Source organism: Mesorhizobium sp. Root695, from assembly GCF_001428185.1.
GTDB lineage: Bacteria > Pseudomonadota > Alphaproteobacteria > Rhizobiales > Rhizobiaceae > Mesorhizobium.
Genome location: NZ_LMHO01000001.1, coordinates 392,112 through 404,245, shown reverse-complemented (window position 1 = coordinate 404,245; position 12,134 = coordinate 392,112). Strand labels below are relative to the sequence as shown.

At 62.8% G+C, this 12,134-nt stretch carries 10 protein-coding genes; all 10 read left to right on the top strand.

Going from position 1 to position 12,134, the window contains the following annotated elements; all coding sequences use genetic code 11:
* The first annotated feature begins 9 nt into the window (after window positions 1-9).
* The 10 genes from ASD99_RS01995 (at window position 10) to ASD99_RS01950 (ending at window position 11,893) form a co-directional block, all read left to right on the top strand.
* Window positions 10-873 carry a bifunctional allantoicase/(S)-ureidoglycine aminohydrolase gene (locus ASD99_RS01995; RefSeq protein ID WP_056589544.1) on the top strand — a complete coding sequence of 288 codons (864 nt, stop codon included), beginning with the start codon at window positions 10-12 and terminating at the stop codon, window positions 871-873.
* Window positions 870-1,373, top strand: a complete 504-nt coding sequence (locus ASD99_RS01990) for an ureidoglycolate lyase (RefSeq protein WP_057142544.1) — start codon at window positions 870-872, stop codon at window positions 1,371-1,373. The genes ASD99_RS01995 and ASD99_RS01990 overlap by 4 nt, the downstream gene beginning before the upstream one ends.
* Window positions 1,373-1,966, top strand: a complete 594-nt coding sequence (locus tag ASD99_RS01985) for a nucleoside deaminase (protein WP_057142543.1) — start codon at window positions 1,373-1,375, stop codon at window positions 1,964-1,966. The genes ASD99_RS01990 and ASD99_RS01985 overlap by 1 nt, the downstream gene beginning before the upstream one ends.
* Before the next feature lie 82 nt (window positions 1,967-2,048).
* Window positions 2,049-4,034, top strand: coding sequence for a CocE/NonD family hydrolase (locus ASD99_RS01980; RefSeq protein WP_057142542.1), 1,986 nt, complete (start codon window positions 2,049-2,051; stop codon window positions 4,032-4,034).
* 154 nt (window positions 4,035-4,188) lie between these two features.
* Window positions 4,189-5,775: an ABC transporter substrate-binding protein gene (locus tag ASD99_RS01975; protein WP_056589531.1), complete on the top strand. Its 1,587-nt coding sequence runs from the start codon at window positions 4,189-4,191 to the stop codon at window positions 5,773-5,775.
* A gap of 16 nt (window positions 5,776-5,791) precedes the next feature.
* Window positions 5,792-6,751 (top strand): ABC transporter permease, encoded by a 960-nt coding sequence (locus ASD99_RS01970; protein ID WP_057142541.1) that lies wholly within the window; start codon window positions 5,792-5,794, stop codon window positions 6,749-6,751.
* An 11-nt stretch (window positions 6,752-6,762) separates the two neighbouring features.
* The gene (locus ASD99_RS01965; protein ID WP_056589525.1) at window positions 6,763-7,587 is read left to right on the top strand and encodes an ABC transporter permease; all 825 of its coding nucleotides are present in this window, start codon (window positions 6,763-6,765) and stop codon (window positions 7,585-7,587) included.
* Window positions 7,587-9,242, top strand: a complete 1,656-nt coding sequence (locus ASD99_RS01960) for an ABC transporter ATP-binding protein (protein WP_056589521.1) — start codon at window positions 7,587-7,589, stop codon at window positions 9,240-9,242. The genes ASD99_RS01965 and ASD99_RS01960 overlap by 1 nt, the downstream gene beginning before the upstream one ends.
* Window positions 9,243-9,364: 122 nt before the next feature.
* Entirely contained in the window at window positions 9,365-10,954 is a 1,590-nt protein-coding gene (locus ASD99_RS01955) for an ABC transporter substrate-binding protein (protein ID WP_057142540.1), read from the top strand.
* A gap of 99 nt (window positions 10,955-11,053) precedes the next feature.
* Window positions 11,054-11,893 (top strand): alkaline phosphatase family protein, encoded by an 840-nt coding sequence (locus ASD99_RS01950; protein WP_057142685.1) that lies wholly within the window; start codon window positions 11,054-11,056, stop codon window positions 11,891-11,893.
* Window positions 11,894-12,134 lie beyond the last annotated feature (241 nt).

The following is a 12,134-nucleotide window of genomic DNA, read 5'->3' as shown; positions in this document are numbered from 1 at the left end:
TTTGAACCCATGGATACGATCAGGATGCCCGAGCGAACCTATTATGCTCCACACGGCGGCCATTCCGGCCAGAACGAACTTCTGACCGGCCGCGCCGTCTTCACCGAGGCCTACGCCGTCATTCCCCGGGGGGTGATGCAGGACATCGTCACCAGCGCCCTGCCGTTCTGGGACAGGACCCGCGTCTGGATCTTGTCGCGACCGCTGTCCGGATTTGCCGAGTCGTTCTCGCAATACATTGTCGAGGTCGCGCCCGGTGGCGGCAGCGATCGGCCGGAACCCGATGCCGACGCCGAGGGCGCCCTGTTCGTGGTCGAAGGCGAACTGACGGTTCTGCTTGCCGGCAAGAAGCATGTGCTGCGACCGGGCGGCTTTGCGTTCCTGCCGCCGGCCAGCGGCTGGACGGTTCGCAACGAAAGCAAGGCCGACGTGCGCTTCCACTGGATTCGCAAGGCTTACGAGGCGGTCGACGGTCTCGATGCGCCGGAAGCCTTCTTCACTTACGAACAGGAGATCGCGCCGACGCCGATGCCCGGCACCGAGGGCCGGTGGGCGACGACGCGTTTCGTCGATCCGGCCGATTTGCGCCACGACATGCACATGACCATTGTGACGTTGGAACCCGGCGCGGTCATACCCTTCGCCGAGACCCATGTCATGGAGCACGGGCTCTATGTGCTGGAGGGCAAGGCGGTCTATCGCCTCAACCAGGACTGGGTCGAGGTCGAGGCCGGCGACTATATGTGGCTGCGCGCTTTCTGCCCGCAGGCCTGCTATGCCGGCGGCCCGGGCAAATTCCGCTATCTGCTCTACAAGGACGTCAACCGGCATGCCAAGCTCGGCGGCGCAGGCACCGCAAAGCGCGCGCCATGACACGTATCGTCGCGCGGCCGCTGATCCGCGAGAGCTTTGCCCCCTTCGGCGACGTCATCGACATGGGCGGCGACAACCACTACCCGATCAATGGCGGCAAGGCCGAGCGCTATCACGATCTCGCCACCGCCGAAGCAACTGGGCCTAACGCCCGCGTGCTGATCTCCATGGTGCGCGGCACGCCCTACGAATTGCCGCTGAAATTGAGCATGGTCGAGCGCCACCCGTTCGGCAGCCAAGCCTTCATTCCACTGTCGCCGCGCCCCTTCCTGGTCATCGTCTGCCATGACGGCGATGAGGGGCCGAGCGAGCCGCATGCCTTCATCACCGCACCCGGCCAAGGCATCAACTACCGGCGCAATCTCTGGCATGGCGTGCTGACGCCGCTCGGCGAGGCCCAGGATTTCCTGATCGTCGACCGTGGCGGCGACGGCTCCAATCTCGAAGAGTTCCATTTCTCGCACGCCTACGAGATCCATCTCCCCGACGAGAGCCCATAATGACCGATATTTCACTGATCGACCGTCTGCTCGATGTCATCGAGCACGACATCGTGCCGAAGACGGCCGAGGGCGTTGCCCATGGCAACAAGCTGTTCGGCGCGGCGATCCTGCGCAAGGAGGACCGTTCGCTGGTGCTGGCCGAGACCAACAACGAGATGGAAAATCCGCTCTGGCATGGCGAGGTGCACTGCCTGAAGCGCTTCTACGAAATGCCCAAGGCCGAGCGCGTCGATACGAAAGACGCCATCTTCCTCGCCACGCATGAACCCTGCTCGCTGTGCCTGTCGGCAATCACCTGGACCGGCTTCGACAATTTTTATTACCTCTTCAGCCATGAGGATTCGCGCGACAGCTTCGCCATCCCGCACGACCTGAAGATCCTGAAGGAGGTCTTCACCCTCGATCCCGGCGGCTACAACACTGAGAATGCCTATTGGAAGAGTTTTTCCATCCGCAGGCTGGTGCGATCGCTGCCCGAGACCGAGCGCCAGCGCCTGGAGACGCGGATTGGCGAGATCTCGGCACGCTACGACGAATTGTCCGGCGTCTATCAGGCGAACAAGGACGATAACGACATTCCGCTGAATTGACGCGGATTGACCAGCCGAATTCGTTGGCTGGCCCACGACGCGGTACGGCAGGCTCCATCATCTGGCGATCCTGGAGCATGCCATGAAAACCGTCACCGAATTTCCCCGCAAGGTCGTCGAATTCCCGGACATGGCCATCGTCATGCCGGATGGTTGCCGCCTGTCGGCGCGGGTGTGGATGCCGGAAGATGCAGGCGACGATCCGGTGCCGGCAATCCTTGAGCATTTGCCTTACCGCAAGCGCGACGGCACCATCTTTCGCGATCAGCTGACGCATCCCTATTTCGCCGGCCACGGCTATGCCTCGATCCGCGTCGACATGCGCGGCAATGGCGATTCCGAAGGGCTGATGGACGACGAATATTCCGAGCAGGAATTGCAGGACGCCTGCGACGTCATCGCCTGGGCGGCATCGCAGCCCTGGTGCAACGGCAATGTCGGCATGATGGGCATTTCCTGGGGCGGCTTCAACTGCCTGCAGGTCGCGGCCAAGCAACCGCCGGCGCTGAAAGCGGTGATCAGCCTGTGCTCGACCGTCGACCGCTATGCCGACGACATCCACTACAAGGGCGGCTGCCTGCTGATCGAGAATTTCGGCTGGGCCTCGACGATGCTGTCCTACTCGTCGCGGCCACCGGACCCGTTGATCGCCGGCGACAACAGATGGCGCGATCTGTGGCTGACCCGGCTGGAGAACCAGTGCTTCCTGGCGCCGCTGTGGCTGAAGCACCAGCATCGCGATGGCTATTGGAAGCGCGGCTCGATCTGCGAGGATTTTTCCGCCGTCAAAGCCGCGGTGCTGTCGATCGGCGGCTGGCATGACGGCTATCGCAATACCGTCTCGCATCTGGCCAGCAACATCCAAGCCCCAGTCAAGGGCATCATCGGGCCGTGGATCCATAAATACCCGCACTACGCCGGGCCCAAGCCCGCCATCGGCTTCCTGCAGGAGGCGTTGCGCTGGTGGGACCGCTGGCTGAAGGGTGTCGACACCGGCGTAGAGGCCGACCCGGCCTACCGCGCCTATGTCATGGACAGCGTGCGTCCGGCGCGCTGGCATCCCGAGCGGCCGGGCCGCTGGGTTGCGGAAAAGCAATGGCCCTCGCCAGCCATCAAGACGCAAACGGTCGATCTGATCCCCGCAGGCGAAAAACCCGCCATCGTCGCCTCGCCGCAAAGCTGCGGCCTGGCCGGCGGCGAGTATTTTCCCTTCACCTTCGGCCCGGAACTGCCGGGCGACCAGCGCCCCGACGATGCGCTGTCGGTGTGCTTCGACCAGCAGGAACTCGGCGAAGCGATCGACGTTGTCGGCGCGCCGGAAGTCGATCTGCGACTATCCTCCGATCGCTCGCAGGCCAATATCGCGATCCGGCTGTGCGATGTGCACCCGGACGGCGCGTCCGAGCTGATTTCCTATGGCGTGCTCAACCTGACGCATCGCAATTCGCATGAATTCCCTGAAGCACTGGTGCCGGGCGAAACCGTGTCGGCGCGTGTCGTGCTCGATCAATGCGCCTATCGCGTTCCGGCCGGCCACCGCCTGCGTGTTGCCGTTTCGAACGCCTATTGGCCGATGATCTGGCCGTCGCCGGAGCCGGTCCAACTCACCTTGTCGGCGGCGACGCTCAGCTTGCCGCTGCGGCCGCCGGCGACAGACGACGAAGCGACGTTCGCCGAGCCGGAGGGGGCCACTCCCTGGGCAACGGAGACGATCCGCGCCGCCAATTCCGAGCGCCATGTCGATCGGGACGAAAAGACGGGAATCGTGACACTTTCCATAGCAGATGATTTCGGCGAGCTCCGAGATCTCGCCCATGACCTGGCAAACGGCAGCATCGCCCGCGAAACCTGGACGATCCATCCTGACAATCCATTGTCAGCCGCGGGGAAAACACACTGGACGCAGACGCTGTCGCGAAATGGATGGTCGGTGCGTACGGAGACACGGGCCGAGATGCGATCGGACGCACGAAACTTCATCGTCAGCGCCAGAATCGAGGCCTATGAAGGCGAGAAACTTGTTTTCGAACGCTATTTCGAGGAGAAGGTGCCGCGGGCGCTTCTTTGAGCGCCGCTATCATTAGTCCAATTGCGACGCACGATTTACGCCACGGCATGTCGCATTCGGTCTTGCTTACCGCTTTCCCTTGCGGTCATTATTCTCCTCACAAGAAATAAGAAAAACGACCGCAGAGTCGAACCAACAGAGTGAGGAACTCAATATGTCGAACGAACTCGAATTCCTTAGCCGGCGTGTCGCATCGGGCAAACTGAGCCGTCGTGATTTTCTCGGCCGGGCGGCAGCGCTCGGTATCTCCGCACCCTTCGCCAACTCCCTGCTTTCAAGTGCGGCGCGCGCGGCCGGCCCGGTCAAGGGCGGCACGCTGAAGGCCGGTCTGGTCGGTGGTGAATCCACCAACAGCCTTGATCCTGCGCTGATGATGACGCAGGTGCCGTTCGCTTTCGGCAAGTGCTGGGGCGAAATGATCGTCGAGCTGTCACCCGAGGGCAAGCTCGAGAACCGCATCGCCGAGGAGATCGGCTCGTCGGACGACGCCAAGGTGTGGACGCTGAAGATCCGCGACGGCGTCGAATTCCACAACGGCAAGACGGTGACCGCCGAGGACGTGGCCGCCACACTCGAGCGCCATTCCGACGAGAAGTCGAAGTCCGGCGCGCTCGGCTACATGAAGGGCATCGAAACCATCAAGGCCAGCGGCAAGGAAGTGGTGCTGACCCTGAAGGAAGCCAATGCCGACCTTCCCTACCTGCTTAGCGACTATCACCTGATCGTCCAGCCTAACGGCGGCAAGGACAAGCCAGATGCCGGCATCTCGGCTGGCCCTTACGTGGTCAAGACCAATGAGCCTGGCGTGCGCCATGGCGCCGAGCGCTTCGCCAATTACTGGCAGGGCGACAAGATGGGCCATGCCGACCAGATCGAGGTCATCGTTATCAACGACGCGACGGCGCGCACCGCGGCCCTGCAGGGCGGCCAGGTCAACATGATCAACCGCGTCGAGCCGAAGATCGTCGACCTGATCAAGCGCCTGCCGGGCGTCACCATCCGCAATCACGCCGGTCCCGGCCACTACGTGTTCATCATGCATTGCAACACGGCGCCGTTCGACAATAACGACCTGCGCATGGCGCTCAAGCTGGCCATTGACCGCGAGGAGATGCTGGACAAGATCCTGCGCGGCTACGGTTCCCTCGGCAACGACTTCCCGATCAACGCGTCCTATCCGTTGTTTACCGAGATCGAGCAGCGCAAGTACGATCCCGACAAGGCCAAGTTCCACTTCAAGAAGTCGGGCCATGACGGCGCCGTCCTGCTGCGCACCTCGGACGTCGCCTTCCCGGGCGCTGTCGATGCTTCCCAGCTCTTCCAGCAGAGCGCGGCCAAGGCCGGCATCCAGATCGAGCTCAAGCGTGAGCCCGGCGACGGCTATTGGAACGAGGTCTGGAACAAGCAGCCCTTCTGCGCTTCCTACTGGGGCGGCCGCTCTACCCAGGACCAGATGTATTCCACCGCTTATCTCTCGACCGCCGACTGGAACGACACGCGTTTCATGCGTCCAGACTTCGACAAGATGGTGCTGGCGGCGCGCGCCGAACTCGACGAGACCAAGCGCAAGCAGATGTACCATGACATGGCTGTCCTGGTGCGCGACGAGGGCGGCCTGATCCTGCCGATGTTCAACCAGTTCATCGACGCGACCGGTGCCAAGGTCGGCGGCTGGGTTGACGATCCACATCAAGAGCTGATGAACGGCTACGCGCTGGCGAAGTGCTGGCTCGAAGCCTGAGCTTGGCCTTGCGGATATGTCCTCACCCATCTTGAAACTGGTAGCCCAGCGCGTTGCGCTGGGCATTCTCCTCTTGTTGGCCGTTTCGGTCCTGATCTTCGCCGGCACCCAGATCCTGCCCGGCGACGTTGCGCAAGCTATTCTCGGACAGTCCGCGACCCCGGAGTCGCTCGCCAATCTGCGCGAGCAGCTCGGGCTCAACCAGCCTGCCTATCTCAGGTATTTGCATTGGCTCGGCGGCGTGCTGACCGGAGATCTTGGCACGGCCATGTCGAGCGGCCAGGATATCGCGACATCGATCAAGGGCCGGCTGTGGAACACGCTGTTCCTCGCCTTCTGGGCAGCCATCGTGGCCGTGCCACTGGCGATCATCCTCGGCCTGATCGCGGTGCGCTACCGCAATGGCTGGGTCGACAAGCTGATCTCCGGCCTGGCGCTCGCCTCGACCTCCTTCCCCGAATTCTTCATCGGCTATGTGCTCGTCTATTTCTTCGCCGTGAAGTGGCAGATATTCCCCGGTATCTCGACCGTCTATGACGGCATGCCGTTCGGCGAGCGGATGCAGGCGATCGCGCTGCCGGCGACGGCGCTGACGCTGGTCGTGCTCGCCCACATGATGCGCATGACACGGGCGGCGATCCTCAATGTCATGCAGTCGGCCTATGTCGAGACGGCGGAACTGAAAGGCCTTTCGGCCTTCAACGTCATTCGCAAGCACGCCTTCCCCAACGCCATCGCGCCGATCATCAACGTGGTCATGCTCAACCTCGCCTATCTGATCGTCGGCGTGGTCGTGGTCGAGGTGATCTTCGTCTATCCGGGCATGGGGCAGTATCTCGTCGACCACGTCACTAAACGCGACGTGCCGGTGGTGCAGGCGGTCGGCCTGATCTTCGCCGCGGTCTACATCAGCCTGAACATCATCGCGGACATCGGGGCCATCGTCGCCAATCCGCGTCTCAGACATCCAAAATAGGGGGGGCGGATATGCTCGATATCAAACGCATCCCCATCCCCGCGCTGATCGGTATTGTCCTGACGGCGCTGTTCGTTCTGGCGGCGGTCTTCGCGCCGTGGATCGCACCGCACGGCAATGGCGAAATCGTCGGCGACGTCTGGGAGCCTATGTCGGCGACGCATTGGCTGGGCACCGACAACCTCGGCCGCGATCTGCTTTCGCGCATGATCTACGGCGCCCGCATCACCCTATTCATCGCGGTGCTGGCCACCGCGCTCTCGTTCTCGCTCGGCGCGATTCTCGGCTTCTCGGCGGCCGTCTTTGGCGGCTGGTTCGACACGCTGCTGTCGCGCCTTGTCGACCTTTTGATGTCGATCCCGACGCTGATCATGGGCCTCGTCGTGCTGTCCGTGCTGCCGACCAACCTGGTCACGCTGATCCTGGTGATGGGCATTCTCGACTCGACCCGCGTCTATCGCCTGTCGCGCGCGGTCGCCGTCGACATCAATGTCATGGACTATGTCGAGGCAGCGAAACTGCGCGGTGAAGGCAGCGCCTGGATCATCTTCCGTGAGATACTGCCCAATGCGCTGTCGCCGCTGGTTTCCGAACTCGGCCTGCGCTTCATCTACGCCGTGCTGTTCCTGTCGACGCTGTCGTTCCTCGGCCTCGGCGTGCAGCCACCGGACGCCGACTGGGGCGGCATGGTCAAGGAAAACAAGGACGGCATCGTCTTCGGCATCGCGGCCGCACTCATCCCGGCGGCGGCGATCGCCTTGCTGGCGATTTCCGTCAACCTGGTTGCCGACTGGGTGCTCAACCGGACGACAAGCCTCAAGGGAGGACGCGGGTGATGGCCGACAGCAAAGCGAAACCCGGCCTGCTGCTCGACATCCGCAATCTGCGGATCGAGGCCACCGTCTTCCCCCCCGGCGAACCGCCGAAGAACATCGTGCTGGTGCACGATGTCTCGCTGACGCTCGAGAAGGGCAAGGTGCTTGGCCTGATCGGCGAATCCGGGGCCGGCAAGTCGACCATCGGCCTGTCGTCGATGGGTTATGGTCGCGGTGGCGTGCGCATCACCGGCGGCGAGGTCATCCTCAACGGCCGCGACATCCTCAAGGGCGGCAAGGACGGCTTCCGCAAGCTGCGCGGCCGCGAGGTCTGCTATGTCGCACAGTCGGCGGCAGCCGCCTTCAACCCGGCGCACAAGCTGATGGACCAGGTGGTGGAGGCCACGCTGCTACACGGCACCGCGACACGAGCCGAGGCCGAGAAGCGCGCGGTTGCGCTGTTCAAGAAGCTCAGCCTGCCAAATCCCGAAACCATCGGCGAGCGCTTTCCGCACCAGGTTTCGGGTGGCCAGTTGCAGCGTGTAATGACGGCGATGGCGCTGTGCTCGGAGCCGGACCTGATCGTCTTCGACGAGCCGACCACGGCGCTCGATGTGACGACGCAGATCGACGTGCTGGCGGCGATCAAGGATGCCATCCACGACACCCATGTGGCGGCGCTCTACATCACCCACGACCTTGCCGTCGTCGCCCAGGTCTCGGACGAGATCATGGTGCTGCGCCATGGAAGGCTGGTCGAATGGGGCGGCACAAGGCAGATCATCAAGGAGCCGCGCCAGGAATACACCAACGCGCTGGTGTCGGTGCATGAGATCGAGCATGCCGAACAGAAGCCCGGCACGACGCCGTTCCTGTCGGTGAAGAACGTCACCGCCGCCTATGGCCGCAGCCACATCAAGGTGCTGAAGAACGTCTCGGTCGACATCTATCCAGGCCAGACGCTGGCCGTTGTCGGCGAGTCCGGCTCCGGCAAGTCGACGCTGGCGCGCGCCATCACCGGCCTTTTGCCGCCAGAAGAGGGAACCGTCACCTTCGACGGGCGCCCGCTGGCAAACCGGCTGGCCGACCGACCGAAGGAGGACCTGCGGCAGTTGCAGATGATCTACCAGATGGCCGACGTGGCGATGAACCCGCGTCAGACCGTCGGCACCATCATCGGCCGGCCGCTCGAATTCTATTTCGGCATACGTGGCCGCGAACGCGACAAGCGCGTCGCCGAACTGCTCGACAAAATCGAGATGGGCAAGGGCTTTTCCGACCGCTACCCGGCCGAGCTTTCCGGCGGCCAGAAGCAGCGCGTCTGCATCGCCCGCTCACTTGCCGCCAAACCCAAGCTGATCATCTGCGACGAGGTGACTTCAGCACTCGATCCGCTGGTGGCGCACGGCATCCTCGAGCTGCTGCTCGAACTGCAGAAGGAGGAGAACGTCGCCTATCTGTTCATCACGCACGATCTCGCGACGGTGAAGTCGATCGCCGATTCGATCGCGGTAATGTATCGCGGTGAGGTGGTGCGCTACGGTCCGAAGAGCAAGGTTCTGACGCCGCCCTTCGACGCCTATACCGATCTTCTCCTCTCCTCGGTTCCGGAAATGGAGATCGGCTGGCTGGAAAAGGCTATCAAGGGACGACGCATGGCCAGCGCGGGGAACTAGCAAATCAGCGGTCCGCGAGTTCAGGAGAGCCGGCGGGCGTCATCCAAATGCAACACAAGAGTACCACACGCCTTCGGACGGGCGCCGCTTGTGTGACGTTGTTTTGAAAAGGGGTAGGAAAAATGAAAACTGAACTCGACCATCTCGCTGAGCTCGCCGGCCAGGGCCGGATATCGCGCCGCGACTTCCTCGGCCGCACAGCCGCTCTTGGCGTGTCGGCGGCACTGGCAACGACACTGGCCGGCAAGGCTTTTGCCCAGACGCCGGTCAAGGGTGGAACGATCAAGGCCGGCCTGCAAGGCGGCGAGTCGACCAACAGCCTCGACCCGGCGCTCAACCTCAGCCAGGTCACCTACAGCTTCGGCAAGCAGTGGGGCGAATACCTTGTCCGGCTGATGCCCGACAACAGCCTGACAAATCTGATCGCCGAGGAGATCGGCGCCGCCAAGGACGCCAAGACCTGGACGATCAAGGTGCGCGACGGCATCGAGTTCCACAATGGCAAGACCGTCACCGCCGAAGACATCGCGGCCACCATCGAGCGCCATGCCGACGAGAAGTCGAAATCCGGCGCGCTCGGCATCCTCAAGAACATCAAGGGCGTCAAGGCGAGCGGCAAGGAAGTGATCGTCACGCTCGGCGACGCCGATGCCGACTTCCCCTATCTGATGGCCGACTACCATCTCGTCATCCAGCCGAATGGCGGCAAGGACGATCCCAATGCCGGCATCAGCGCCGGGCCCTACAAGGTCACCGTCAACCAGCCGGGCGTGCGCCATGGCGGCGAGCGCTTCGCCAATTACTGGCAAGGCGACAAGGCCGGCCATGCCGACCAAGTCGAGATCGTCGTCATCAACGACGCTACGGCGCGGTTGGCTGCCTTGCAGGGTGGTCAGGTGCACATGATCAACCGCGTCGAGCCCAAGGTCGTGGATCTGGTCAAGCGCATCGCGGGAGTCACCATCGAGAACGTCTCGGGCAAGGGTTACTACCCGTTCAACATGTTCTGCGACACCGCCCCCTTCAACAGCAACGACTTGCGGATGGCGCTGAAACTCGCCATGGACCGCGAGGAGATGCTGGAAAAGATCCTGCGCGGCTATGGCTCGGTCGGCAACGACTTCCCGATCAACGAGGCCTATCCGCTGTTTTCCACCGACATCGAGCAGCGCAAGTTCGATCCGGACAAGGCGGCTGCAGCCTACAAGAAATCAGGCCATAGCGGCTCGATCGTGCTGCGCACGTCGGACGTCGCCTTCCCGGGCGCCGTCGATGCCGCCCAGCTCTATCAGCAGTCCTGCGCCAAGGCCGGCATCAAGATCGAGATCAAGCGCGAGCCCGGCGACGGCTACTGGTCGGAGGTCTGGAACAAGCAGCCCTTCTCGCTCTCCTACTGGGGCGGACGCGCCACGCAGGACCAGATGTACTCCACCGGCTACGTCTCGACCGCCGACTGGAACGACACGCGTTTCAAGCGGCCGGAATTCGACAAGATGCTGTTTGCGGCGCGTGGCGAACTCGACCAGGCCAAGCGCAAGGCGATCTACCACGACATGGCGGTGATGATGCGCGACGAAGGCGGCCTGATCGTGCCTTTCTTCAACCAGTTCATCGACGCGGCCGCCACCAACAAGATCAGCGGCTTTGCCAAGAGCCCGATCGGCGAAATGATGGACGGCTACGCGCTCGGCGAGTGCTGGCTCAACGCTTAACCGAAACCTAATCGTCCGATTTCAGTTATCAAGAACGCCGTGTGCCCAGAACGGCACACGGCGTTCCCGTTTCAACTGCCAAACCGCATGGAGCCGCCCATGGCGCTCAAATCCAAGCTTTTGCTGATCATCCTCGACGGCGTGCCTTACAGGAACTGGCGCCGGCTGATGGGCAATCTCGAAGGCTGGGTGCAATCGGGCGAGGCGCGCATCTGGAAGATGCGCTCCGTGCTGCCGTCGACGTCAGCCTGCTGCTATGCGTCGATCCACACCGGGGTTTCGCCGCAGGTGCACGGCATCCTGTCCAACGAGAACCGGTTTCGCGTCGAGCAGCCTGACATCTTCTCAGAAGTCAGCAAGGCCGGCGGCAAGACGGGTGCGGTGACACATTCCTACTGGTCGGAATTCTTCCGCGCCTATCCGTTCGACCTGGTCGAGGACATGGAATTCGACGAACCAGACGGGCCGATCACGCATGGCCGCTTCCACACCATGACCGGCTACAACGCTCGCAACCAGATGACGCCGAGTGATGTTGACCTGTTCGCGACGCTGACCATGCTGACCAAACGCCACGGCATCGACTATGGCATCCTGCACACCTGCACGCTGGATTCGATGGGGCACCGCTTCGGCCACGACTGCCACGAGATGGACCATGCCGTCTATGCGATGGACGGCATGCTGGCGGCCTTCCTGCCGCGCTGGATCGAAGCCGGTTATGAGGTGATGGTCACCGCCGACCATGGCCAGACCGACCGTGGCCATCATGGAGGCCATGACGACGAGATGCAGGATTTCGCGCTGTATTATTTCGGCGCCGGCAAGGGACCGCAGGCCGATACGCTGCTCGATCAGCTGCAGCTGGCGCCGACGGTTCTGAGCCGGCTGGGTGTTCCCGTGCCCGCGACGATGATGGCTAAGTCTTTCTTGGGGTGAGAAGCGGTCCGCGTAGCGGACGAAAAGCCAATTGCTTGGCTTTTCGAGCTTCGAACGCCCTGAGCCTGCGAAGGGCCGGGTGGTGATAACCCATCCCCCCTGCCAGCCCTGCGCTATGGCTTCGGGCGTTCGTCACTTCAATCGACAAATCGTTGTCGATTGACCCGCCTCCGGCGGACGCTCCTCCCCCTCTGGCAACCGCCCCGCTCTTCGGTTAGCCTCCGCAAAATTCCTTGGCGGA